This is a genomic window from Litorisediminivivens sp. KMU-197 (genome assembly GCF_056858395.1).
Genome location: NZ_JBXEQG010000001.1, coordinates 251,945 through 277,473, shown reverse-complemented (window position 1 = coordinate 277,473; position 25,529 = coordinate 251,945). Strand labels below are relative to the sequence as shown.

The 25,529-nt window shown below is 65.5% G+C and carries 23 protein-coding genes; 7 read left to right on the top strand and 16 right to left on the bottom strand.

Annotated elements, in window-relative coordinates; translation table 11 throughout:
- Positions 1–177 precede the first annotated feature (177 nt).
- From AC04PT_RS01315 to AC04PT_RS01295, 5 genes are all read left to right on the top strand, one after another.
- On the top strand, positions 178–3,477 hold the full coding sequence (locus AC04PT_RS01315; RefSeq protein WP_482871683.1) for a hypothetical protein: 3,300 nt from the start codon (positions 178–180) through the stop codon (positions 3,475–3,477).
- 301 nt (positions 3,478–3,778) lie between these two features.
- Complete coding sequence (gene rpsF, locus AC04PT_RS01310) at positions 3,779–4,135, top strand: 30S ribosomal protein S6 (protein WP_482871682.1); 357 nt, start codon at positions 3,779–3,781, stop codon at positions 4,133–4,135.
- A gap of 19 nt (positions 4,136–4,154) precedes the next feature.
- Positions 4,155–4,382 (top strand): 30S ribosomal protein S18, encoded by a 228-nt coding sequence (gene rpsR / locus AC04PT_RS01305; protein WP_005982441.1) that lies wholly within the window; start codon positions 4,155–4,157, stop codon positions 4,380–4,382.
- Between the two features lie 12 nt (positions 4,383–4,394).
- Entirely contained in the window at positions 4,395–5,030 is a 636-nt protein-coding gene (gene rplI / locus AC04PT_RS01300) for a 50S ribosomal protein L9 (RefSeq protein WP_482871681.1), read from the top strand.
- A 356-nt stretch (positions 5,031–5,386) separates the two neighbouring features.
- The gene (locus tag AC04PT_RS01295; protein ID WP_482871680.1) at positions 5,387–5,536 is read left to right on the top strand and encodes a hypothetical protein; all 150 of its coding nucleotides are present in this window, start codon (positions 5,387–5,389) and stop codon (positions 5,534–5,536) included.
- 137 nt (positions 5,537–5,673) lie between these two features.
- Here AC04PT_RS01295 and tig read toward each other — a convergent pair whose 3' ends face one another.
- From tig to AC04PT_RS01280, 3 genes are all read right to left on the bottom strand, one after another.
- Complete coding sequence (gene tig / locus AC04PT_RS01290) at positions 5,674–7,002, bottom strand: trigger factor (protein ID WP_482872426.1); 1,329 nt, start codon at positions 7,000–7,002, stop codon at positions 5,674–5,676.
- A 114-nt stretch (positions 7,003–7,116) separates the two neighbouring features.
- Positions 7,117–8,748: an acyl-CoA synthetase gene (locus tag AC04PT_RS01285; protein ID WP_482871679.1), complete on the bottom strand. Its 1,632-nt coding sequence runs from the start codon at positions 8,746–8,748 to the stop codon at positions 7,117–7,119.
- Positions 8,733–9,533: an enoyl-CoA hydratase gene (locus tag AC04PT_RS01280; RefSeq protein WP_482871678.1), complete on the bottom strand. Its 801-nt coding sequence runs from the start codon at positions 9,531–9,533 to the stop codon at positions 8,733–8,735. The genes AC04PT_RS01285 and AC04PT_RS01280 overlap by 16 nt, the downstream gene beginning before the upstream one ends.
- 377 nt (positions 9,534–9,910) lie before the next feature.
- On the opposite strand from AC04PT_RS01280, the gene AC04PT_RS01275 reads away from it, so the two are divergent.
- A complete protein-coding gene (locus AC04PT_RS01275) occupies positions 9,911–12,469 on the top strand; it encodes a GAF domain-containing protein (protein ID WP_482871677.1) in 2,559 nt (852 codons plus the stop codon).
- Positions 12,470–12,472: 3 nt separating this feature from the next.
- Positions 12,473–12,844, top strand: coding sequence for a response regulator (locus AC04PT_RS01270; RefSeq protein ID WP_482871676.1), 372 nt, complete (start codon positions 12,473–12,475; stop codon positions 12,842–12,844).
- 4 nt (positions 12,845–12,848) lie between these two features.
- Here the strand turns inward: AC04PT_RS01270 and AC04PT_RS01265 are convergent, their stop codons facing one another.
- From AC04PT_RS01265 to AC04PT_RS01205, 13 genes are all read right to left on the bottom strand, one after another.
- Positions 12,849–13,256, bottom strand: coding sequence for a RidA family protein (locus AC04PT_RS01265; protein WP_482871675.1), 408 nt, complete (start codon positions 13,254–13,256; stop codon positions 12,849–12,851).
- Positions 13,246–13,662: an acyl-CoA thioesterase gene (locus tag AC04PT_RS01260; RefSeq protein ID WP_482871674.1), complete on the bottom strand. Its 417-nt coding sequence runs from the start codon at positions 13,660–13,662 to the stop codon at positions 13,246–13,248. The genes AC04PT_RS01265 and AC04PT_RS01260 overlap by 11 nt, the downstream gene beginning before the upstream one ends.
- Before the next feature lie 2 nt (positions 13,663–13,664).
- A complete protein-coding gene (locus AC04PT_RS01255; RefSeq protein ID WP_482871673.1) occupies positions 13,665–14,354 on the bottom strand; it encodes an ABC transporter ATP-binding protein in 690 nt (229 codons plus the stop codon).
- Positions 14,351–15,106, bottom strand: a complete 756-nt coding sequence (locus AC04PT_RS01250) for an ABC transporter ATP-binding protein (RefSeq protein WP_482871672.1) — start codon at positions 15,104–15,106, stop codon at positions 14,351–14,353. The genes AC04PT_RS01255 and AC04PT_RS01250 overlap by 4 nt, the downstream gene beginning before the upstream one ends.
- Positions 15,099–16,082, bottom strand: a complete 984-nt coding sequence (locus tag AC04PT_RS01245) for a branched-chain amino acid ABC transporter permease (protein ID WP_482871671.1) — start codon at positions 16,080–16,082, stop codon at positions 15,099–15,101. Before AC04PT_RS01245 ends, AC04PT_RS01250 begins: the two co-directional genes overlap by 8 nt.
- 3 nt (positions 16,083–16,085) lie before the next feature.
- Positions 16,086–17,000 carry a branched-chain amino acid ABC transporter permease gene (locus AC04PT_RS01240; protein ID WP_482871669.1) on the bottom strand — a complete coding sequence of 305 codons (915 nt, stop codon included), beginning with the start codon at positions 16,998–17,000 and terminating at the stop codon, positions 16,086–16,088.
- A 53-nt stretch (positions 17,001–17,053) separates the two neighbouring features.
- Positions 17,054–18,190: an ABC transporter substrate-binding protein gene (locus AC04PT_RS01235; RefSeq protein ID WP_482871668.1), complete on the bottom strand. Its 1,137-nt coding sequence runs from the start codon at positions 18,188–18,190 to the stop codon at positions 17,054–17,056.
- Between the two features lie 163 nt (positions 18,191–18,353).
- Complete coding sequence (locus AC04PT_RS01230) at positions 18,354–19,976, bottom strand: AMP-binding protein (protein WP_482871666.1); 1,623 nt, start codon at positions 19,974–19,976, stop codon at positions 18,354–18,356.
- 5 nt (positions 19,977–19,981) lie between these two features.
- Entirely contained in the window at positions 19,982–21,139 is a 1,158-nt protein-coding gene (locus AC04PT_RS01225) for an acyl-CoA dehydrogenase family protein (RefSeq protein WP_482871665.1), read from the bottom strand.
- A complete protein-coding gene (locus AC04PT_RS01220; protein ID WP_482871664.1) occupies positions 21,139–21,951 on the bottom strand; it encodes an enoyl-CoA hydratase family protein in 813 nt (270 codons plus the stop codon). The genes AC04PT_RS01225 and AC04PT_RS01220 overlap by 1 nt, the downstream gene beginning before the upstream one ends.
- Entirely contained in the window at positions 21,935–22,390 is a 456-nt protein-coding gene (locus AC04PT_RS01215; RefSeq protein WP_482871663.1) for a MarR family winged helix-turn-helix transcriptional regulator, read from the bottom strand. Before AC04PT_RS01215 ends, AC04PT_RS01220 begins: the two co-directional genes overlap by 17 nt.
- Positions 22,390–23,130, bottom strand: coding sequence for an SDR family NAD(P)-dependent oxidoreductase (locus AC04PT_RS01210; protein ID WP_482871662.1), 741 nt, complete (start codon positions 23,128–23,130; stop codon positions 22,390–22,392). The genes AC04PT_RS01215 and AC04PT_RS01210 overlap by 1 nt, the downstream gene beginning before the upstream one ends.
- On the bottom strand, positions 23,127–25,421 hold the full coding sequence (locus AC04PT_RS01205; protein ID WP_482871661.1) for a bifunctional salicylyl-CoA 5-hydroxylase/oxidoreductase: 2,295 nt from the start codon (positions 25,419–25,421) through the stop codon (positions 23,127–23,129). The genes AC04PT_RS01210 and AC04PT_RS01205 overlap by 4 nt, the downstream gene beginning before the upstream one ends.
- Positions 25,422–25,529 lie beyond the last annotated feature (108 nt).

Here is a 25,529-nt window from a genome sequence, read left to right as displayed (position 1 = left end):
CCTTGTGCTATATTGCATTCCATGCGCCCTATTGATGCGTGCCCCACGCCTCCGGCACAAGCCCGGGGTGGCGACAATCCGGCGCAATGGCTTTTTCTCGGCGGGAAGCTGCCCTAAGTTACCCTGACGAGGCGGCCATACTTGATTGGTCACGTAAGGAGTGCGAAAGCCGGACAGATGAAACCAGATTTTGCACTGTTGCTGTCCTTCGACGGGATTGCGCTCTTGCGGCGTGCGTCAGCCTATGGCGGGTCGCCGGACGGCTGGTATCGGCTGGACAAGGTCGCGCCGACCGTCGCCGACCTGCCGGCGGCACTCAAACAGATGCGGGCCATCGCGACCAGGCTGACCGATGAGGGCGATCCCGAGGTCAAGCTCGTCCTTCCGACCGAACAGGTCAAGTTCCTCGACGTCTCGAAACCTGACCGTGGCATATCTGTCGCAGAGACGGTCGAGGCCGCACTGGACGGCGCGACGCCCTATGCCATTGATGAACTGGTCTACGATTTCCACGTCGAGGGCGACGAGGTGCATATCGCCGCCGTCGCCCGTGAAACGCTGGAAGAGGCCGAAAGCTTCGCTGCCGACAATGGCTTCCTGCCGCTGGGGTTTGTCTCGGACATCTCGGATGGGGCCGGGTTCAAGCGTGAGCCGTTCTTCGGCCCGACGCAGAAGGCACTGACAACGCTGACCCCGGGTCTGACCGTGCAGGGCGACGATGTCCCGATCAAGGTTCTCGACGGCCCGCCGCCCGAATCACCGGACGAACCCAAGGCCGAAGCTGCGCCCGAAGACAAGGACGCGGTGCAGGATGCGGCCGGCACCGACGCCAAGGACATGCCCGCGACCGCGCCCGCGTCGGAAGACGCGTCTTCCGCGACGGGCGACACCGAAGCATCGACCGCCCCCAAGCCCGAGATCCCTGCCAAGACGACGTCTCAAGCCAAGGCTCAGGTCGAAAGCCCGCCCCATGCCGACCCTGAGGCTGTGGCCGACGGCAAACCTGCGACGGACGATCAGCCCGACAGCCCCGCCGCAAACGAGGACGACAAGCTCACCGTCGATACCAAGCAGACGGAAGAGGCCGTTTCCGACACAGCAAAGCCGGTCGAGGAGGCTACCTCTGCCGACGCCAAGGCGGCGGCGGACGAACCGAACCTGAAGGCCCCGGTTGCCCAGCCCGACCCAAAGCCGTCCACCACCGAACAGCCTGTCGAAAAGACGCCGGAGGCCACCGCGGCGAAACCCGAAACGTCCGAACCGGTCGTCAAGACAGCTACGGAAGGCCAGCCGCCCCTGCCGCCCCTGTCGCCGGCCCAGAAGGATCCCCTGCCGATCCGTGACAGGCCGTCGGAGACGCCCGGCTTCACAAGCATCCGCGCACGCCGTGACCTGCCCCTGCCGCCGGCCGGACCCGCCTTGAACAGCGACCGACCGGAGCCGCGGTTCGGCAAGGCCGCCAGCCGTGCGCCGGGCCCTGCAAGGAAAAACGCGAAACCCGGACCGTCGACGGCTCCGACCGTCGCATCGCCAGCCTCCGAGACCGACATCAGCGACCAGATCGCAGCCAAGGCCCGCGACAGTTTCGCGAAGCGCCCGAAAAGCGACGATCTGCCCCAGGAAGACGGGCAGGCACCCATCGTGACGGCACCTGCCGCGCCGACGGCGGCCTCCGGGGCGATGACACCGCCCGCCAAGCCGATCGGTTTCGCCAGCCGCCGCAGCAAAAGCGCTACGCCAGACACCGCGCCTGCCTTTGCACATCGAAAGCCGCAAGCTGCCAAGGACCGTGTGGCCAACGCCGCGATGGCCACCGGCGCCGCGCTCGAGGAAAGCGAGCGGATGACGGTTTTCGGCGCGCGCGGCAAGCAGAAGGTCGGCGGCAAGCCCCGCTATCTCGGCGTGATGCTGACGGCGGCGCTCGTGCTGGTGATGCTCGCCGTCGCGGCCTGGGCGACGCTGATGCTGGACGACGGTCTGGCGGGATTGATCGAGCGTGACGCAGGGACCCCGGTGACGGCCTCCGCCGTGATCGTCGAAGCCTCCGAGGTGGACGCAGAGCAAGCCCAGCTCGATCAACCGGCGACCGAGACCACTTCGCAGCCCATGCCCCGCCCAGTCGAGGAGACAGCGCTGGCCCTGCCGGACACCGCCCCGGACATCGACGCCGAGGATCCGACGGCCATCGACGTTGCCGCGCTCAGCCAAGGTGTCCCGGCCATGAGCCGCGATCTGGTCGAGGATCAGGTGGACGGGCTGTCCGTCCCGTCCGAGGCCGAGGCCCTGACCCCGGAACAGGCCGAGGCGCGCTACGCCGCCACCGGCATCTGGCAGCGCGCCCCGGCACCGCCCGCCGAACCCGGCCAGAATGTCGTGGGCGATGTCTATGTCGCCTCGATCGACGGCAACGTCGTGGTGAACGACGCGATTGCCATTCCTGCCGCCCGCGACGCGACAACCGATGTGCCGCCGGTGGCTCAGGGCAATCCCTATCCGCCGGACGCCGGTCTCACCTTCGATGACAACGGGCTGATCGAGGCGACGCCAGAGGGCGTTGTGCACCCCGAGGGTTTCCGGCTCGTTCTGGGGCCGCCGCCGGTCAAGCCGCCGCCGCGGCCCGGCACCGTTGCCGCGCAGTCCGCGGCACAGCCCGTACCCGACGGATCGACAGAGGCATCCGAGGCGCCCGACCCTGCCGCCCAACCCGGCGCGGCAACCGCACCCGACGCCGCGCTGACACCAACGCCGCTGCCCGTGCCCGAAGACGCGCCGCAGCCCGAGGTTGCCGCAAAAGCCGAGACCGACGAAAGCGGCGATGTCGAGACCGCAACCGCCCCGGCAGCCGAGGCAATACCAGCCGAACCGCAGGCTCCGGAAACGGCTGAGACCGCTCCGGTCGTCACCGATCCCACATTGGCCGGCCTGCGGCCCAACCCGCGCCCGGGGGATCTGATCGAACAGAACGAGCGCGCCAATCTGGGCGGGGTCAGCCTCGCGGAACTGCGTCAGAAGCGCCCACTGCCGCGGCCGGACGAGGACCCGGCCAAGACCGAGGCCGAACAGCAGATCGAGGCCAGCGCGCTGGCGGTGGCGGCGTCGGTCCAGCCGAAGACGCGCCCCGCCAACATCGCGGCGCTCGTCACCCGCGCTACCCGCCAGCAACAGTCCGCCGTCGCCGCTACTTCAAGCGCCGGCAACGTCGCGCCGCGCACGGTCACCCCGGCGATCCCGTCGCGTGCCAGCGTCGCCTCCGCCGCGACCGAGAAGAACGCCATCAACCTGCGCCGGGTCAACCTGATCGGCGTATACGGCAAACCGTCAAGCCGCCGCGCGCTGGTCCGGCTGGCCAACGGACGCTACAAGAAGGTCAAGGTCGGCGACCGCATCGACGGCGGCCGGGTCTCGTCGATCGGCGACGGCCAGCTGAGCTACGTCAAGAGTGGCCGCAGCATCGTCCTGAGAATGCCGCGCGGCTGAAACTGCCGCGCAGGCTTGCCCCGGACCTGATCCGGGGCCTCATCGCCAGCCTCGTGCAGAGATCCCGGATCTGGTTCGGGACGTGGCAGGTCCAGCTCAAAGCCGAACTTCCAAATCCCCATCGCGGCAACAACCGGCCACCTGCGATATCCGCCGCGCTCCCCCCTTGCCTTTCCGACCCAGCCCTGTATATCGGGCCATCCTTTCGCAAGACGTATGAACCGCGCAGTCTCTCGTGGGTCCGGGGCGGAAGGACATGGCCCGGCCCTTTGAAATGCGCCTTGATATAAATGGAGTGCACATGCCCCTCTACGAGCATGTTTTCATCTCGCGCCAGGATCTGTCCGGCGCACAGGCCGAAAGCCTTGTCGAACATTTCGGAACCGTCGTCAGCGATAATGGCGGCAAGGTCGTCGACACCGAGTACTGGGGTGTCAAGACCATGGCCTACAAGATCAACAAGAACCGCAAGGGCCACTACGCCTACATGCGCACCGACGCCCCGTCGGAAGCCGTGCAGGAAATGGAACGCCTGATGCGCCTCCACGACGACGTGATGCGCGTGCTGACCATCAAGGTCGAAGAGCATCAGGAAGGTCCGTCCGTCCAGATGCAGAAGCGCGACGAGCGCGAAGATCGTCGCCGCGAACGCCGCTAAGTCAGAGGAGAGCTAAACCATGGCCGCAAAACCATTTTTCCGCCGCCGCAAGGTCTGCCCCTTCTCGGGCGACAACGCACCCAAGATCGACTACAAGGACACCCGTCTGCTGCAACGCTACATCTCCGAGCGTGGCAAGATCGTCCCCAGCCGCATCACCGCCGTCTCGGCCAAGAAGCAACGTGAACTGGCCCGCGCCATCAAACGCGCCCGCTTCCTCGCGCTGCTGCCCTACGCCGTCAAGTAAGGAGTAAAGCACATGCAAGTCATCCTTCTCGAACGCGTGGCCAAGCTTGGCCAGATGGGCGACGTCGTCGACGTCAAGCCCGGCTTCGCCCGCAACTACCTGCTGCTGCAGGGCAAGGCGCTGACCGCGTCCAAAGCCAACATCGAATCCTTCGAGGCCCAGAAGGCGCAGCTTGAAGCGCGCAACCTGGAAACCAAGAAGGAAGCCGAAGACATGGCGTCGCGCCTCGACGGGCAGCAGTTCGTCGTGATTCGTCAGGCCTCCGACGGCGGCTCGCTCTACGGCTCGGTCACCACCCGTGACGCCGCCAACGTGGCCTCGGAAGAGGGCTTCTCGATCGACCGCAAGCAGGTCCTGATCCGTCAGCCGATCAAGGAACTGGGTCTGCACGAAGTCGAGGTGCACCTGCACCCCGAGGTGATGGCCACCATCAACCTCAACGTCGCGCGTTCGCCCGAAGAGGCCGAACTTCAGGCGTCGGGCAAGTCGATCCAGGAACTGGCCGCGGAAGAAGAAGCCGCAGCCGAATTCGAGATCGCGGAACTGTTCGACGATATCGGCTCGGCCGCGTCGGACGACGACGATCTGGCCGAAGTGGTTTCGACCCCCGAGGACGAAGCAGCCGAAGACGACTCGAAAGAGGGCTGATTCCCTCACCATCGACGTTTCAAAGGCCGCGCATCTGCAGATGCGCGGCCTTTTTCGTGTGTCCCGGCCTTCCCCCAAGGCCCTCGTCTGACCGCTCGTAGGGTCCGGTCGCGCTTTTGCTCGGATGACTACCTCAAAGCATATGCCGGGTATGCACCGGATGCTTTGAGACGACAGTTGGGGTCCGCTATCACTACTTCGAGGTCCTTCAACCGTCACCCCTCATGACGACGAAGGATCGGCAGCAAAACGGAAAGCGGCGACGTACGACAATGACCAGACAAATCCTCCCCACCCAAACGACAGCCGCAGAAGGCGCACAGTTGTACTCGCTCGCTTCCGCTCGTCTGCTCCGATTGATCGGAGCCCCCCTGTCCGCCTCGCGACGCACGCAGACCCAGATCGTCGTCGCGCAGGAAGAAGAGGCAGGACATGACGAGCGCGCCCGACGCGTGACCGAAGTCATCGCCCTGATGAAGGCACGTTTCGGCAACGACTGCCGGTAGCTCAGCCCCCACGCCCAGCCGCCGGGAGAGGAAATGGTCGTCCCCAGTGACGGCCATTTCCGCATTTCGGCCCAAGGTGACCGGCAACGAAAAAGGCCGCCCCGAAGGGCGGCCTCTCGATCAACCCGTGGTCAAGATCACTCTTCGTCGAGCTCTTCCACGGCCTTCTGTAGCTCGTCCTTCGAGACCTCTTTCTCGGTCACGTCGGCCAGCTCAAGAATATAGTCGACGACCTTGTCTTCAAAAATCGGCGCCCGCATCTGCTGCTGCATCTGCTGGTTCTGCTGCACGAACTCGAAGAACTGGCGTTCCTGGCCCGGATATTGCCGCGCCTGGTTCATGATCGCCTGGGTCATCTCGGCATCGGACACCTGAACCTCGGCCTTCTGACCCAGCTCGGCCAGCAACAGGCCCAGACGCACGCGGCGCTCGGCCAGCGACTTGTGCTCGTCGGTGGGCTCGATCTCCGGGTGGTCGTGGCCCTCGACGTCGGGGTTTTCCTCGTGCCACAGCTGGTGTGCGATCTGCTTGGCCTCGGCGTCGACCAGTGTCGGGGGCAGGTCGAACTTGACCAAATCGTCCAGCTTGTCCAGCAGCGCCCGCTTGGTCACCTGACGCGCCGCGCCGTTGTACTCGGCTTCCAGACGCTCACGGATTTGCTCTTTCAGCGCATCCAGCGACTCTGCGCCGAACTTCTTGGCCAGTTCGTCGTCCAGCTCGGCCGCAACCGGCTCTTTCACGTCCTTGATGGTGCAGGAAAACACGGCTTCCTTGCCGGCAAGGTGCTCTGCCTGATAATCCTCGGGGAAGGAGACGGTGACGTCCTTCTCTTCACCGGCCTTGACGCCGACAAGCTGCTCTTCGAAGCCCGGAATGAACGAACCCGACCCCAGCACCAGCGGGTAGTCCTCGGCCGAACCGCCCTCGAAGGCTTCGCCGTCGACGCGGCCAACGAAATCGAAAACCACCTGGTCGCCGTCCTGTGCGGCATCGCCATCGCGCGATTTGAAGTCCTGCGCGGTATCGGCGAGGTTCTTCAGCGCCTCGTCGACCTCGTCGTCGCCCGCCTTGGCCACCAGTTTCTCGAGCGAGATCGACTTCAGGTCAACTTCGGGGATCTCGGGCAGTTTTTCATAGGACATCTCGACGTGAACGTCGTCGCCCTCTTTCCAGTCCTCGTTGGTCATCTTGACCTCGGGCTGAAGCGCGGGCTTGTCGCCGGAATCCTCGAAGTGCTTGTTCATCGCACCATCGATGGTTTCCTGCATCGCCTCGCCCAGCAGGCGCTGGCCGAACTGCTTCTTCAGCAGCGGCATCGGCACCTTGCCTTTGCGGAAGCCCTTCATCTCGATTTCGGGCTGCGCCTCGGCCAGCTTTTCGTTGACCTTCTGGTCCAGTTCGTCCGCGCTCACGGTTATCTCGTAACCGCGTTTCAGACCTTCGTTCAGCGTCTCGTTGACCTGCATCTCATTCCCCATGAGTCGAAGGGCGGACCCCTGCCCGCCCGTTTCAAATTTGCGCCCTTCTATGCAACCCGGTCCAAGCGTGCAAGGCGGATCTGCACCGGCCACCCGCTTCGGTCAGCCTCCGCGCAGCCGGTCGCGCAACTCGTTCTTGCGCACCTTGCCGGTCGAGGTCTTCGGCAATTCGTCGAAGACGATCTTTTTCGGCCGCTGGTAGCCCGCCAGTCGAGCGCGGGCATGGGTCAGCAATTCCTCCTCGCTCACCTGCTGGCCGGCCGCGCATTCGACAAAGGCGCAGGGCACCTCGCCCCACTTCTCGTCCGGCATCGCCACCACCGCCACCAGCGATACCGCCGGATGCGTGTAAAGCGCGTTCTCCACCTCAATGGACGAGATATTCTCGCCCCCCGAGATGATGATGTCCTTGGCACGGTCGCGGATCTCCACATAGCCGTCCGGGTGCTGCACCGCGATGTCGCCCGACCAGAACCAGCCGTCTCGGAAACACTTCGCTGTTTCCTCCGGCTGCTTCAGGTAGCCCTTCATCACGATGTTGCCGCGAAACACGATCTCGCCCAGCGTCTCGCCATCCCAAGGCACCGGCGTCCCGGTGTCGCGGTCCAGAACCAGCACGTCCTCCTGCAATTCGTAGGCCACCCCCTGCCGCGCCTTCAGCCGTGCCTGTTCCTCGGGCGGCAGAGCCCGCCAGCCCGGCTTCTCGGCGCAGACGACGGCAGGCCCGTAAACCTCGGTCAGGCCATAGACATGGGTGATCTCGATCCCCATCGCCTCCATGCCCGCAATGACCGTGGCAGGCGGCGGCGCGGCTGCGGTCATCATCTTGACCTTCTGCGGGAACTCCCGCCTTTCCGCTTTCGGTGCGCCCGAAATCATCGACATGATGATCGGCGCGCCGCACAGATGCGTCACCCCGTGGTCCGCGAAGGCATCGTAGATCGCCGCCGCCCGCGGCGCGCGCAGGAAGACGTGGCAACCCGCCAGCAGGGTGATCGTCCAGGGAAAGCACCAGCCGTTGCAGTGAAACAGCGGCAGCGTCCACAGGTACACCGGATGATGCGGCATCTCCCAGGTGACGACGTTGTTCACCGCGTTGGTCCATGCCCCGCGATGGGAATAGACCACCCCCTTGGGCCGCCCCGTCGTGCCCGAGGTGTAGTTCAGCGCCAGCGCGTCCCATTCATCGTCCGGCAGGGCATAGCCGAAGCCCGTATCCCCTTCCGCAAGCAATTCGTCATAGGTGAGCGTTCCGATCCGCTTGCCCCCCGGCCCTTCCGGATCGACGATATCCACGATCAGCACGTCGCGCCCGGAAATCGCCACCGCCTCGCGCGCCATTGCGGAAAACTCGGTGTCGACCAGCACCACCGTCGCCTCGCCATGATCCAGGATATAGCCGATGGTCCCCGCATCCAGCCGCACGTTGTTGGCATTTAGCACCGCCCCCAGCATCGGCACCGCCAGCGCGCACTCCAGAGCCTCGGGGATGTTCGGCGCGATCAGCGCCACCGTATCGCCCTTGCCGACGCCACGCCGCTGCAAGGCCGAGGCCAGCCGCTTGCAGCGCTCCGCGACCTCGCCCCAGTTGCGCCTTATCCGTCCGTGGATCTGCGCCGGCAGTTCCGGATGCACCCGCTCCACCCGCTTGAGGATCGACACCGGCGACAGTGCCGCATGGTTGGCGCCGCATCGCGCCAATTCCGGCCCCTCGTAGATCATTCGCCCGTCCATTCCGGCATCTCCTCCTTACGGGTGAAGGCGCCGATCCCGGCCTCGGCATCGCGCGCCATCATGTTCTCGGCCATCACCCGGCCGGCATAGGCATAAGCCTCTTCCAGCCCCATTTCGGCCTGCTCATAGAACGCCCGCTTGCCAATCTTGACCGCCGCGGCCGACTTGGCAGCGATCGTCTGCGCCATCTCCATGGTTGCCGTCTCCAGTGCGGCGCGCGGCACGACCTTGTTGACCAATCCCATTTCGGCCACCCGCGCCGCCGGCAGGAACTCGCCCAGAAGCAGCATCTCCATCGCCATCTTGCGCGGCACGTTACGCGACAGCGCCACCATCGGCGTCGAGCAGAACAGCCCGATGTTCACCCCCGAAGTGGCGAACCTGGCCTCCTCCGAGGCCACCGCCAAGTCACAGGACGCCACCAGTTGGCAGCCGGCGGCGGTGGCGATTCCCTTGACCTCGGCGATCACTGGCTGCGGCAGGCGCACCACACGCAGCATCATGGCCGAACAGGTCGCGAACAGGTCCTGGAAGTACTGAAACCCGCCATCGTCATCGCCGCGGCGCGCCGTCATCTCCTTCAGGTTATGGCCGGCGCAGAAATGATTGCCGGCGCTGCGCAGGATCACCGCCTTGACACTGCGATCCGCGGCAATGCGGTCGAGCGCGTCGGACAGGGCCGCCAGCATCGCCTCGGACAGCGCATTGATCGATTGCGGCGCATTGAGCGTCAGGATGGCGAAGCCATCCTCATCGCTGCGTATCAAAAGGTCTCCGTTCGCCATCTCGCCTTACCCTTGCTCATTGCCGTACCGCTGCCTGCGGCACCGTTGCGCCCAATTCTCAGCACGGCACGCCGCGACTGTCCATCTTTCGCAAAAGATTGGGGAACCAGAGCCGCGTCTCGGGTGTTATCACACGGTGATCATGTCACGCCCCTGCTGGCGACCGACCAGAGATTGAAGATGCGACAGACGCCATTCCATCCTGAGTCTCCCATTGCTACCACAACGCTGGACAATTGGCCTCACGCGGATTTCACTCGTGATCGACAGACGCCGCCGATAAGGAGCCGCGACCTGCCGGGATCTGGATTCGGCCGCACGGTATCGCAGAGCGCGCCACGATCCGGACACCACCGTCCGACACACAAGGATTGACAATGACATTGACGACCAGCGCCCGTGACGGCGTCGCGGAACAGCAGCCCGAACGGGGGACGGAGGGATTTCAGACGCTTCACAGGCTTCTGCTGGAACTTACCCTGCGCGAGGAGCCGCTGGAGACGATCCTCGACGAGTTGGTCAGGGCAATCCGCACGGCAATGGGCGCGGATGTGGCCTGTTCCATCCTGCTGGCGGAGGGTCACGGCAAGAGCCTGCGCCACGGCGCCGCCGTCGGCCTGTCAAAGACCTATATCGACGCGGTCAACGGGATCGAGATCGGCCCCGCCTCCGGGTCCTGCGGAACCGCCGCATACCGCCGCGAAGCGGTCCATGTCGCCGATATCTCGACCGATCCGCTCTGGGTGGACTACAGGCACCTTGCCATGGCTCAGGGTTTTCGGGCCTGCTGGTCGCATCCCATCGTCGCCAAAGGGGGCGAGGTGCTGGGAACCTTCGCCATCTACAATCCAAGGCCCGGCATTCCCGCCGCAGACGACACGGAACAACTTGAACTCGTCGCCCGCACCACCGCGCTGATCCTCGAACGCTGCGCGGCGCAGGAAAGGCTGATGGCTAACGAACACCTGCTGGAAACCCTCAATCGCACCGGCGCGGCGGTCGCGGCCGAGCTCGATCTCGATACGCTGGTGCAGACCGTGACCGATGCGGGCGTCGAAGTGACCGGAGCGCAATTCGGTGCCTTCTTCTACAATGTCGAGAACGATGCCGGCGAAAGCTACATGCTCTACACGCTCTCGGGCGTTGATCGTTCGGCCTTCGACGGCTTCCCGATGCCGCGCAACACCGAGATATTCTCGCCAACCTTCAGCGGCGAAGGCATCGTCCGCTCGGCCGACATCACCACCGATCCGCGCTATGGGCTCAACGCGCCCAACAAGGGCATGCCCGAGGGCCACCTGCCCGTGCACAGCTACCTCGCCGTGCCGGTCACCTCGCGCTCGGGCGAGGTCATTGGCGGGCTGTTCTTCGGCCATTCCGATACCAACCGCTTTTCGGATCACCATGAGCATCTGATGGACGGCATCGCCGCTCAGGCCGCCATCGCCATCGACAATGCCCGTCTCTACCGTGCCGCCCAGCGCGAACTTGAAACCCGGCGCATTGCCGAACGGGAACTGATCGACACGCAGAAGGATCTTGAGACCGCGCAGGAGCGCGTCGAACTGGCGCTGGCCGCCGGTGCCATCATCGGCACCTGGATCTGGGAAATTCCCACGGACACGATCACCGCCGACGAGCGCTTTGCCATGGCCTTCGGCCTCGACCCGCGCAGATGCCACGATGGCCTGCCGTTGGCCGAGGCGACGCCCTCGATCCACCCGGACGACCTGAAACGCGTCGAAGAGACCATCGCCGCGGCCATGCGACAGGGTGGCGACTACACGTCCGAATACCGCGTCTGCCATGCCGACGGCGATTATCGCTGGGTCCGCGCCAGCGGCTATTGCGAACTGGACGCAGAGGGCAACCCGATGCGCTTTCCCGGCGTGCTGATCGACATCGAGCAGACCCGGCGGACCGAATCCGACCTGAAGCGCCGCGAGGCCGACCTGGCGCTGCTGCTCGACGCCACCGCCGACGGGTTCTATGCCGTCGACGTCGACGGCAACACCACCCGCTGCAATGCGTCGTTCCTGCGCATGCTGGGATTTGCCTCCGAAGATGAGATCCTCGGCAAGAAGCTGCACGACATCATCCATCATACCCACCCAGATGGATCGACATACGCGCACGAGGACTGCCCGATTTACCGTACCGCCCGAACCGGCGAGATGGCGCATGTCGATGACGAGCTGTTCTTTCGCACCGACGGCTCCAGCTTCCACGTCGAATACTGGGTGCGCCCGGTGATCTGGCAGGGCGAACTGCAGGGCGCGGTCTGCAACATCCTCGACATCTCGGAACGCAAGCGCGCCGAGGAAGCCCGCCACCTGCTGCTGCGCGAGTTGAATCACCGGGTCAAGAACCTGTTCTCGATCACCAACGGCATGATCAAGATGACCGCCCGCAACAGCGAGGACGTCAACCAGATGGCCGATGCGCTCAGCGGTCGCCTGATGTCGCTGGCCCGCGCGCATGAACTGATCACCACCTCGATCTCGGCACAGCAGACCGCCGCCGCGCCCGCCACCCTGCACGACCTGATCGAAACCGTGATGTCGCCGCATACCGGCAACACGCCCGGCGCCATGCACCTGAGCGGACCGGAGGTCCGCATCGGCGCGACCGCCACCACCAGCCTTGCGCTGATTTTGCACGAGCTGGCCACCAACGCGGCCAAGTACGGCGCGCTATCCACACCCGAGGGCAATGTCGAAATTTCGTGGACACAAGGTGAGGATGGGCTGTCCCTTGCATGGTCCGAAACCGGCGGACCGGCGGTGACCGAACCGCCTTGCCGCGACGGCTTCGGCAGCCAGCTTGCCCGGCTCAGCGCCAAGGGCCAGCTTGGCGGCACGATCGACTATGACTGGCGGCGTGAGGGCGTGCTCATCCGGCTGACCGCGTCCGCCGAAAGACTTGCAGGTGAATGACAGATGTTGGGTGCAACACAAACCGGCAGCGACGATCTGAACGGCGCAAAGGTGCTGATCGTCGAGGACGAGCCGTTCATCGCTCTCGACATCGCCTTCGGCGTCGAACAGGCCGGCGGCGTGGCCATCGGCCCGGCGTCGACCGTGGCCGAGGCGCTGGACTTGCTGCGCTCGGACTGGCCCGACGGCGCGATTGTCGATGTCGATCTGCCTGACGGCACCATCGGCCCGGTGCTCGACGCGCTGCGCCCCGATGTGCCGGTGGTGGTTCACACGGGTGTCGGGCTGCCCGCTGCTTTGCGCGAAGCCCATGCCGACCTGACGGTCTTCAGCAAGCCGACCTCGCCCGCGGTTCTGGTGCGCAGCCTGGTCTGACCGGTCAGGTCGCCCGGCCCGTGGGCACCGCCGTCGCCTCGATCTCAACCAGCGCCGCGTCCTCGACCAGCGCCGCGACGACGACCATCGTCATCGCCGGGAAATGCCGTCCCAGCACGCGGCGATAGACCTCGCCGACCTCGCGCTGTCGGGCAAGGTATTCCTGCTTGTCCGTGACGTACCACGTCAGACGCACGATATCCTCGACCGTGCCACCGGCCTTTTCCACCACCGTGCGGATGTTGATCAGCGCCTGCTCCATCTGGCCGATGAAATCCTGCGACCGGAACACCTGGTTTTCGTCCCAGCCGATTTGGCCGCCGACATAAAGCGTCCCGTCCGAGGCCAGGACACCGTTGGCGTAGCCCTTCGCAGGCATCCAGTCGTCGGGTTGGATGATCTCATGCTGCATCGTCACTGTCCTCCAGACACGCTTTGGCTTTCTCTCTGACCGGCCCCGGCCAGGGCGCTGGCCTGCCGGCCCCGTCCACCAGCACCAGGGTCGAGCGGGTCTCGAACCGGGTCTCTCCGTCACAGTCGGCCACGAAACGCAGCCCCATCGAGCTTCGGCCAAGCCGCGCGACGCCCAGCCGGATGCACAGCGCGTCGCCATGCCGGCTGGGCGCGGCGAACTCGGTCGAGATCGCGGCAGTGGGCACGCCTCCGTCGCGGTGTATCTCGTGAAAGGGAAACGCCAGCACCTCGCCGAAGAACGCCTCGACGCAGTCGTTCATCATCTCGAAATACCGCGGGTAGAAAACGATCCCGGCCGGGTCGCAATGCTTGAACAGAACCTTTTGGGGATATTCGAACGCCACCCTCACACTCCCAGATACCGGTCGGTCACATCGGGGGTGAGCGCCGCGAAGTCGCCGGCCCAGACCGACGTGCCCTTTTCAAGGATGACCGCCTTGTCGGCCACCGTGCCCAATTCGCGCAGCGATTTGTCAACGACGATCAGCGCCATGCCGGTCTCTGCCTTTAGGCGTGCGATGGCCGCCCAGATCTCCTGCCGGACCACGGGCGCAAGCCCTTCCGTCGCCTCGTCCAGCACCAGCAACCGCGGGTTCGTCATCAGCGCCCGACCGATTGCCAGCATCTGCTGCTCACCCCCCGACAGCGTCGCCGCGGTCTGATCGCGCCGCTCCCTCAGCCGCGGAAACAGCCGCGCCACGGCATCGAAGTCCCACTCGCCCGGACGCGCCGCAGCAATCAGGTTCTCGTGGACCGTCAGATCGCGAAAGCACCGCCGCCCCTCCGGCACCAGACCGATCCCAGCCCGCGCCGCCTTGTACGCCGGCTGATGCGCAAGGTCGGCTCCGTCGAACATGACCGATCCGCCCTGATGCCGAAGCAGCCGACAGATCACCTTGATGGTCGTCGACTTGCCCATGCCGTTGCGCCCCATCAGCGCCACCACCTCGCCGTCGTCGACGCTCAGCCCGACATCGAACAACGCCTGCGACGGTCCGTAGAAGGCGGTTACATTCTCAAGGACCAGAAGGCTCATGCCGCGTCCTCTTCACCCAGATAGGCCGAGCGGACCAGCGCATTCGACCGGATCTCGCCGCCCGTGCCGGTGGCGATGATCGCGCCCGACACCAGCACGCTGATCCTGTCGGCCAGCGCAAATACCGCGTCCATGTCATGCTCGACCAGCAGGATCGGCGCCTGCCGCCGCAATCCGTCCAGAAACCCGATCAACTGCTGCGAGCCCTCGGCCCCCAGCCCTGCCATCGGCTCGTCCATCAAAAAGGCCTTGGGCTCCAGCGTCAGCGCCACTGCCACCTCCAACTGCCGCCGCTGCCCGTGCGACAGGTCCGAGGTGCGGGCAGTCCGCAGGTCGGCCAATCCCACCTGCTCCAGCGCGTGTTCCGCCGCCGCCACCAGACCGGCATCCTTCATCACCGGCCGAAAGAAGCGGAAGATGTCGCCGCGATGGCCCAGCGCGCCCAGAACCGCGTTCTGCAACACCGTGTATTCCATAGCCAGGGAAGAGATCTGGAAGGTCCGCCCCATGCCCAGCCGCGCCCGCGCGGGTGTCGACAGGCGGCTGACCTCCCGCCCGTCGAAGAACACCTGCCCCGCGTCCGGTTTCAGCCCGCCTGCGATCTGCTTGATCAGTGTCGACTTGCCCGCCCCGTTCGGCCCGATCAACGCGTGGATCTCGCCCGGTCGCAGATCGAGGCTGATGTCGTCGCTGGCCTTCAGCCCGCCAAAGCTTTTCGAAATGCCACGCACGTCGAGGATGGGATCAGTCATGCGCCACCTCCCGGCCCGCGATCAGACCGTAAAGCCCGCCCCGCGCAAACAGCACCACTCCCAGCAGGATCGCGCCTAAGTAGATGTGCCAGAACTCGCTCAGCCCGCCGAGGCTGTGTTCCAGCAGGATGAACAGCGCCGCCCCGGCCACCGGTCCGAACACCCGCCCGACCCCGCCGAGGATCACGAAGATCATGATCTCGCCCGAGGTTTGCCAACTCAGCATCGTCGGGCTCACGAAGCGGTTCAGATCGGCAAACAGCGCCCCCGCCAGCCCGGTGATGGCGCCGGAAATCACGAAGGCCGTCAGGTAAAGCCGCGTCGGACCATGCCCCACCGCCTGCACCCGCTCCTCGTTCTGCCGCGCCGCGCGCAGCATCAGGCCAAAGTTCGAATGCACCGCCCTGTAGACCCCGAAAAGCACCAGCGCCAGAAGCCCGTAGCAGATCGCGAAGAACTGGATCGGGTCCATGGTATTCAGCCCGGGAAATCCGTTGCGCACATAGATCGACAGCCCGTCCTCGCCGCCATAGGCCGGCCATGAGATCGCGAAGTAGAAAAACATCTGCCCGAAGGCCAACGTGATCATGATGAAGTAGACCCCGCTGGTGCGCAGCGACAGCGCGCCGATGGCCAGCGCCGCCAGCGCGCTGACCACGATCGCCACCAGCCAGATCACCGGCATCGACTTGGTGCCTTCCAGGACGAACGGCCATTCCACCATCGGCGTGTAGGTCTGGGCATGATAGGCGAGGATGCCCATGGCATAGCCGCCAAGCCCGAAAAACACCGCGTGCCCGAGGCTCACCAGCCCGCCGAAGCCCAGCGCGAAGTTCAGCCCGACCCCGGCAATGGCGAAGATCACCGCGCGGGTGGTCAGCGTGATCAGGAACGGCTCGTCTGTGACCCAGGCCACCAGCGCAACCGCCAGCAGCAGGCCCATCAGGGTGAAGTTGAAAAGGGATTCCCTGCGCACCGGTCAGCCTCCGAACAAGCCCTTGGGACGGAACAGCAGCACGCCGGCCATCAGGATATAAATCGACATCGACGCCAGCGACGATCCCACCGACGTCGCCTGCGACGGGTCGAGGAACAGCGTGAACAGACGTGGCAACAGGAAGCCGCCCAGCGTATCGGTAAGCCCCACCAGCAGCGCGCCGATCAATGCGCCCTTGATCGATCCGATGCCGCCGATCACGATCACCACGAAGGCCAGGATCAGTACCGGCTCGCCCATGCCCACCTGCACCGACTGGATCGCCCCGATCAGCGCCCCCGCCAGCCCGGCCAGCGCCGCGCCCAGTGCGAAGACCACGGTGTAGAGCTTCGAGATATCCACGCCCAGCGCGCCGATCATCTCGCGGTCGTTTTCGCCGGCGCGAATGCGGATGCCGATGCGGGTTTTCGCGATCATCCAGAACAGCCCCGCCGCCACCGCGATGCCGATGACGATCAGCGTCAGGCGGTAAAGCGAATACTGCACCCCGAACGGCAGCGTCACCGTGCCCGAAAGGGCCTCGGGCGTGTCAAGAAACAGCGGGAAGGAGCCGAAGGCCCAGCGCACGCCTTCGCTGAAGATCAGGATCAGCGCGAAGGTCGCCAGCACCTGATCAAGGTGGTCACGGTCATAAAGACGGCGGATCACCGTCATCTCGATCAGTACGCCTGCGATCGCCGCCGCCGCGAGGCTCGCGCCCAGCGCCAGCAGGAACGACCCGGTCGCCGCCGCCGTCGCCGCGGCAGCAAAGGCCCCCACCATGTACAGTGAGCCATGCGCGAGGTTGATCAGCCCCATCACGCCGAAGGTCAGCGTCAGCCCGGCGGCCATCAGGAACAGCATGACGCCGAACTGCAGACCGTTGAGCGTCTGCTCTGCTAAAAGGATCAGGGACATAGTCTATCCGTCGCTGGCTGGACCCGCCCCGCACGGGGCGGGCCCGGTTGCGCTTACATCTTGCACTCGGCCGCATAGGCGTCGGCGTGGTCTTCAAGACCCACGGCCACCAGACGGTTGGTGTAGACGTCACCCTCCTTGATCACCTCGCGGACATGAATGTCCTGAATCGGGTGATGGTTCGGACCGAAGGAGAAATCGCCGCGGGTGGACTCGAAGTTGGCCTCTTTCAGCGCCGCGCGGAACGCGTCCTGGTCACTGATGTCCGCCGCCTCCATGGCCGAGATCAGCAGCCGCGCGGTGTCATACCCCTGCGAGGCATAGAGCGACGGCAGCCGGTCGTACTTGGCCTGGAAGTTCTCGACAAAGGCCTTGTTGGCCGCATTGTCGAGATCCTTGCTCCACTGGCTGGTGTTCTTCACGCCGAGTGCTGCGTCGCCCACCGCTTGCAGAATGCCCTGATCGAAGCTGAATGCCGGTCCCACTACGGGCAGATCGACACCGCTGTCGGCATATTGCTTGAGGAACGAAATCCCCATGCCGCCCGGCAGGAAGAAGAACACGCTGTCCGCCCCCGAGGCCCGGATCTGCGCGATCTCGCTGGCATAGTCGGTCTGGCCCAGCTTGGTGTACAGCTCGCCCGCCAATTCGCCCTCGTAGAAGCGCTTGTAGCCGGTCAGCGCGTCCTTGCCCGCCGGATAGTTGGGCGCGAGGATGAAGCTGTTGGCATAGCCCTCCGAGTTCGCATAGGCACCCGCCGCCTCGTGCAGGTTGTCGTTCTGCCATGCCACGTTGAAATAGTTCTTGTCACAGCCCTTGCCGGCCAGCGCCGACGGCCCGGCGTTGGGCGACAGGTAGAACTTGCCCTGCGCCACCGCGCCCGGCACCACCGCCATGGCGAGGTTGGACCAGATAATGCCGGTCAGCACATCGACCTTCTCGGACTGGATCATCTTGTCGGCCAGCTGCACCGCCACGTCGGGCTTGCGCTGATCGTCCTCGATCACGACTTCCAGATCGTCGCGCCCGGCCTCTTCGACCGCCAGCATGAAGCCGTCGCGGACGTCGATGCCAAGCCCCGCGCCGCCGCCCGACAGCGTGGTGATCATGCCGACCTTTACGCCTTCGGCCTGAACGCCCGCGGCGCAGAGCGCGGTGCAGGCTGCCAGTGCAATGTGTTTCATCTTCATTGTTCTCTCCTGTTGTCTGACCCCGCCTAGGGAAACCACCCGGCAAGGCCCGCCCGATCCCTTCGACACCGGGCGATTATCGTTGCTGCACGCTCCGGCCATTCGGCCCGTCAGCGTGCATCCCGGGCGGCAGGTCGAAGGCGCCGCCCCTGCTCTTTAGAGGTTAACCAGCCCCCTCACGCAACACGAAACGCTGGATCTTGCCCGTGGCCGTCTTCGGCAGCGACGTCCGAAACCGTATGGATCGCGGGTACTTGTAGGGTGCGATGGCGGCCTTCACATGCTCCTGCAAGGCCCGGCACATCTCGTCCGACGCCGCATGGCCCTCCGCCAGCACTACATGCGCCTCGACGATGCAGCCACGCTCTTCGTCCGGCGCGCCGACGACCGCGCATTCCGCCACCGCCTCGTGCGACAGCAGCGCCGCCTCGACCTCGGGCCCAGCGATGTTGTAGCCAGCCGAGATGATCATGTCGTCGTTGCGCGCGGTGAAGTGGAAGTAGCCGGTCTCGTCGCGCATGAAACTGTCGCCGGTGATGTTCCAGCCACCCTGCACGTAGCCCCTCTGCCGGTCATCGCGCAGGTAACGGCACCCGGTCGGCCCACGCACCGCCAGCCGACCGACAGTGCCGTCGGGCACCTCATTGCCTGCCGCGTCCACCACCTTGGCCTCGTATCCGCGCACGGGCTTGCCGGTGCAGGCCGGGCGATGATCGTCGAACCGGTTGGAAATGAAGATGTGCAAGAGCTCCGTCGCCCCGATTCCGTCCAGCATCGGCTTGCCGGTCTTGGCCTGCCACTCGTCATAGACCGGTGCCGGCAGGGTCTCCCCGGCCGAAACCGCCGCGCGCAGGCTCGACAGGTCCGCGCCCTCGTCCATCGCGCGCAGCATCACGCGATACGCGGTGGGCGCGGTAAAGCAGACCGTGGCCTTATACTGTTCGATTATCTCGATCATGTTGGGCGGCGAGGCGGTTTCGAGCAAGGTCGCCGTCGCGCCGAAGCGCAGCGGAAACACCGCCAGCCCACCCAGCCCGAAGGTGAACGCCAAGGGCGGGGACCCCACGAAGACATCCTCCGGAGTGACCCCCAGAACCTCTTTGGCGTAACCGTCCGCGATGATCAGCAGGTCGCGGTGAAAATGCATCGTGGCTTTGGGCTCGCCCGTGGTGCCGGAGGTGAACCCCAAAAGCGCCACGTCATCGCGCCCGGTCTGCACCGCGTCGAAATGAACCGCTTTCTGCAACGCCAGCCGGTCCAGTTCGGCGTCGTGGTTCGACGTGCCGTCGAAGCCCACCACCGTCTTCAGAAACCCGCTGGTCTTCGCGCAGGCGGCCATCTCGTCCATCAGCCGGGTGTCGCAGAGCGCATGGCTGATCTCGGCCTTGTCGACGATCTTGCCCAGTTCCTCGGCGCGCAGCATCGGCATGGTGTTGACCGCCACGCCGCCCGCCTTGGTCACCGCCAGCCAGCAGGCCACCATCGCCGGGTTGTTGGCCGAACGGATCAGCACCCGGTTGCCCGGCTGCACACCGAGATCCTCGACCAGCGCATGCGCCAGCCGGTTGGTCCAGTCCGACAGCTCCTTGTAGGTGCGGTTGCGGCCATTGCCGATCAGCGCGGTATTGTCGCCAAAGCCCCGGTCGACCTGCGCATCGGTCAACTCGACCGCCGCGTTCAGGTACTCGGGATAGTCGAACCCGTCGAGCAGGAACTCCGGCCACTCTTCCGCCGGCGGCAGCCCGTCGCGGGTGAAACTGTCAACATGCGCTGTCGGACCCAGCATCTTCCTCATCCTCCCAGATGTTGGCCCAGGGCCTGCCGGGCGATCACCACCCGCTGGACGTCTGACGCGCCCTCATAGATGCGCAAGGCCCTGATTTCGCGATAGAGTCTCTCGACCACCTCGTCTGATTTCACGCCGTCGCCGCCGTGCAACTGCACCGCCCGGTCGATTACCTTCTGCGCCTGCTCGGTGGCGAAAAGCTTGGCCATCGCCGCCTCGCGCGTCACGCGCGGCGCGCCGGAATCCTTGGTCCAGGCCGCCCGGTAGACCAGCAGCGCCGCCGCATCCACGTCGAGCGCCATGTCAGCGATATGCCCCTGCACCATCTGCAGATCGAACAGCGGCGCCCCCTGCACGTGCCGCGCCGACACCCGGTCCAGCGCCTCGTCCAGCGCCCGCCGCGCGAACCCCAGCGCCGCCGCCGCCACGGTCGAGCGGAACACATCCAGCACCGACATGGCGATCCGGAACCCCTGCCCCGGCGCGCCCAGCATGGTGCTGGCCGGAATGCGGCAGTCGGTGAACCTGAGCCGCGCCAGCGGATGTGGCGCGATGGTCTCCAACCGCTCCACAACGTCCAGCCCGGCCACACCCGCCGGTACGATGAAAGCCGACAATCCCTTCGCGCCCGGCGCCTCTCTGGTGCGGGCAAACAGCGTGTAGACGTCCGCGATCCCGCCGTTGGAAATCCACGTCTTCTCGCCGTTCAGCACGTAATCGTCACCGTCCCGCACCGCGGTCATGGTGGAATTGGCCACGTCCGACCCCGACTGCGGCTCGGTCAGCGCAAAGGCCGAGATCGCTCTGCCCGCCCGTGTCAAAGGCAGCCATTCCCGCTTTTGCGCCTCGGTCCCGAACAGCGAAATCGCCCCTGTCCCCAGCCCCTGCATGGCAAAGGCAAAATCCGCCAGCCCGTCGTGCCGCGCCAATGTCTCGCGGATCAGGCAAAGGCTGCGCACGTCCAGCCCCGCTGCGCCGTCCGGGTCCACCGCCGAATGCTCCAGAAACCCTGTCTCTCCGAGGTCCAGAACCAACCGACGACACGCCGCATCGGTATCGCCATGATCGACCGACAGGTCCGCCGCCCATGCCTCCAGCGCCTCGGACAAGGCCCTGTGGTGCGGCGCGAAGAACGGCCAGTCAAGAAAGCTGCGGTCCGCCATCAGTCGCCCTCGAACACCGGTTTTTCCTTGGCCACGAAGGCCCGGTAGGCGCGTTCGAAGTCGCGCGTCTGCATGCAGATCGCCTGCGCCTGCGCCTCCGCCTCGATCGCCTGCTCCAGCCCCATGTTCCATTCCTGGTTCAGCTGGGTCTTGGTGATCCCGTGGGCAAACACCGGTCCCGCGGCCAGCCGCCCCGCCAGCTTCTGCGCATCCGCCTCCAGCCTGTCCGCCGGATGCAGCGCATTCCAGAAGCCCCAGGCCGCGCCCTCCTCGGCATTCATAGCCCGGCCGGTGTAGAGCAGTTCGGCCGCCCGCCCCTGCCCGATAATCCGGGGCAGCATTGCGCAGGCCCCCATGTCGCAGCCCGCCAGCCCGACCCGGGTAAAGAGGAACGCGCATTTCGCGTCAGGCGTTGCCAGCCGCAGGTCCGAGGCCATGGCGATGATCGCGCCTGCGCCGACGCAGACGCCGTCCACCGCCGCCACGATCGGCTTTCCGCAGCCGATCATCGCCTTGACCAGATCGCCGGTCATCCGGGTGAAGGCCAGCAACTGCTTCATGTCCATGTCGACCAGCGGGCCGATGATGTCGTGCACGTCCCCGCCCGAGCAGAAATTGCCGCCATTCGAGGCAAAGACCACCACGTCCACATCCTCGGCATAGGCCAGCGCGCGAAAGGTGTCGCGCAGCTCGGCATAGCTGTCGAAGGTCAGCGGGTTCTTGCGGTCGGGCCGGTCCAGCCGGATCGTCGCCACGCCGTCCGCGCAGGCCCACTTGAAGTGCGTCGGGCTCAGGTCAGCCATCAATGTCATTGCCGGTCCTTTCGGCTATTCTGATCAGGTCGCGCAATTGGGTCAGCTCGTCATGCCCGAGGCCCGCGAAAATCCGGTTCACCTCGCGCTCATGCGCGGCGGCGATCTCCTGAAACCACGCGCGCCCCTCCGGCGTCAGCTCCACCAGCACCACCCGCTTGTCGGTCTCCTGCGCCACCCGGCCGGCCTTGCCCTCGCGCTCCAGCCGATCGACCACGTTGGTGACATTGCCGTTCGACACCAGCAGCATCTGGCTCAGCTCGCTCATCTTCATCGGCCGGTCGTGACGATAGAGCGCGGCGGCCACGTCGAAGCGCGGCAGCGTGGTGTCATAGGTCACCCGCAGAAACTCGCGCAGCTGGTTCTCGGCGTTGCGGGTCAGCCGCAGAAGACGCAGCCAGGTCCGCAACCGGCGCAGGCTGAGCGGCGCGTCCTCCATCACACCTCGCCCCCGGCAATGGCGATGGCCTGCCCGTTGATCCCGTCCGATCCCGGTCCGCACAGCCAGAGTGCGGCGGCCACCACTTCGTCCGGCCGGATCAGCCGCTTCTGCGGGTTGTGCCGCGTCAGAGACGCCAGCGCCTTGTCTTCGCTCATCCCGGTCTTCTCGACGATATTGGCCACCGACCGCTCGGTCATCTCGGTATCCAGAAACCCCGGGCAGAGCGCATTGGCGGTGATGTCCTTCGTCGCCACCTCCTGCGCGATCGCCCGCGTCAGCCCGACAACGCCATGCTTGGCCGCGGTGTAAGCCGCGACATAGCCGTAACCCTTCAGCCCCGCCGTCGACGCGACGCTTATCAGCCGCCCCCAACCCTGCATCTGCCGCAGCCCCGCGCGCAGCGTCAGGAAGGCCCCGGTCAGGTTGACCGCGATCATCCGATCCCATGCGTCCAGGGAGGTCTTGCCAAGCGGCGCGCTTTCCGATGCCCCGGCATTGGCGATCACGATATCGACCGGTCCCGCCTCCGCGAACATGGCCTCCACCGCGCCCTCGTCCGTCACGTCCGCCGTCACGGCGAGGATGTTCCCGGACCGTGCCGCCAGCACCTCCAGAGGCTCCGCCCGCCGCCCCGAGACCACCACCGAGGCACCTGCCTCGGCAAAACCCAGCGCCAGCGCCGCGCCCACGCCAGAGCCGCCGCCGGTGATCAGAACACTGCGCCCCGCGACACTCATACCCGGATCGCCTCCTGCTGCTTCTCGCGCAGGCGATAGGCCTGATCCCGCCCCGGCAGATAGGGATCGGGCCACTTTACCCGATGGTCGCCAAGCTCCACCCCGGCGTGCAGCGTCCAATAGGGATCGGCCAGATGCGGCCTTGCGAGGCACACCAGATCCGCCCGCCCCGCCAGCAGGATCGAATTCACGTGATCGGTCTCGAAGACATTGCCCACCGCCATCGTCGGCGTGTCCAGCTCATTGCGGATGCGGTTGGAAAACGGCGTCTGGAACATCCGCCCGTAGACCGGCTTTGCCTCGACCGAGGTCTGCCCCGCCGAGACGTCGATGATATCGGCTCCCGCGTCGCGGAACATCCGCGCGATCTCGACCGCCTCGTCCGGCGTCACGCCATCCTCGCCCACCCAGTCATGCGCGCTGATCCGCACCGACATCGGCTGACCGGCGGTCCAGGCCGCGCGCATCGCCCGGAACACCTCCAACGGCCAGCGCATCCGGTTCTCAAGGCTGCCGCCGTATTCATCGTCCCGGACATTCGACATGGGCGAGATGAACGACGAAATCAGGTAGCCGTGCGCCGCGTGCAGCTCGATCATGTCGAACCCCGCCTGCGCCGCCATCTCCACCGAAGCGACGAACTGATCCCGGACTTCATCCATATCCTCGCGGGTCATCGCGCGCGGCGTGGGGTTGCGATCCGACCACGGGATCGCCGAGGCCGACATCACCTCCCAGTTGCCATCCTTCAGCGGCGCGTCCATCTCCTCCCAGCCCAGCTGGGTCGAGCCCTTCCGGCCGGAATGCCCGATCTGACAACAGATCTTCGCGTCGGTTTCGCCATGTACGAAATCGACGATCCGCCGCCACGCCGCCTCGTGCTCGGGCGCATAGAGCCCCGGACAGCCGGGCGAGATTCGCCCCTCGGCACTGACGCAAGTCATTTCGGTATAGACCAGCCCGGCGCCGCCCTTGGCCCGCTCGCCCAGGTGCACCAGGTGCCAGTCCGTCGGGCAGCCGTCCTCGGCCTTGTACTGCGCCATTGGCGACACCACGATGCGGTTCTTCAATTCCATCTGCCCCAAACGGTAAGGCGCGAACATCGGCGCGCGCACCGGCGCGTCCTCGGCCACCCCGGCACGGGTCTGGAACCAGCGCTCGGCACTTTCCAGCCACTCGGGATCGCGCAGCCGCAGGTTTTCATGGCTGATCCGCTGCGACCGGGTCAGCAGGTTGTAGGCAAACTGCACCGGCTCCTGGTCCAGATAGCGCTCGACCTCCTCGAACCACTCCAGCGAATTGCGTGCCGCCGATTGCAGCCGCAGCACCTCGACCCGCCGTTCTTCCTGATACCGCGCGAAGGCCTGCTCCAGCGTCGGCTCCGAATGCAGGTAATCGGCCAGCGCGATCGCACTGTCGAACGCCAGCCGCGTCCCTGACCCAATCGAAAAGTGCCCCGTCGCCGCCGCATCGCCCATCAGCACCACGTTCGCGTGATACCAGGTCTCGCAGATCACCCGTGGGAAGTTCATCCACACCGCCGCGCCCCTCAGGTGCGCCGCGTTCGACATCAGATCGTGCCCGCCCAGATGCCGTTTGAAGATGCGCCGGCAGGTCTCGACCGTCTCTTCCTTGCTCATCTCGGCAAAGCCCCAGGCCTCCCAGGTCGGCTGCAGGCATTCCACGATGAAAGTCGCGGTGTTGTCGTCGAACTGGTAGACATGCGCCCAGACCCAGCCGTGCTCGGTCTTTTCGAAGATGAAGGTGAAGGCATCGTCGAACTTCTGGTGCGTCCCCAGCCAGACGAACTTGCACAGCCGGGTGTCGATGTCGGGTTTGAACACGTCCTCGTATTCCCGCCGCACCGCCGAATTGATCCCGTCCGAGGCCACCACGAGATCGAATTCCTTGCGATACTCTTCGGCGGCCCTGAACTCGGTCTCGAAGCGCAGGTCGATACCCAGCTCGCGTGCCCGCTCCTGCAACAGGATCAGCATCTGCTTGCGACCGATTCCCGCGAACCCATGACCGCCCGAAACCGTACGGACGCCATCATGCTCGACCGCGATATCATCCCAGTAAGCAAAATGATCGCGGATCGCGGCGGTGCTCTTGGGGTCGTTGCCGGCCATCCGTCCCAACGCGTCGTCCGACAGCACCACACCCCAACCGAAGGTGTCATTGGCCTTGTTGCGCTCGATCACGGTCACCTCGTGCGAGGCATCGCGCAGCTTCATGCTGATCGCGAAATACAGACCGGCCGGACCTCCGCCCAGGCAAACCACCTTCATTGCCGCCTCCTCCTCCCAAAGGACTGCTTTCGAGAGGAACCCTACTGCCGCAGTCAATTAACTTCAAGCTTAAAGTTTTAACCTCAAAATTTCAGCCCGTGGCTTTGA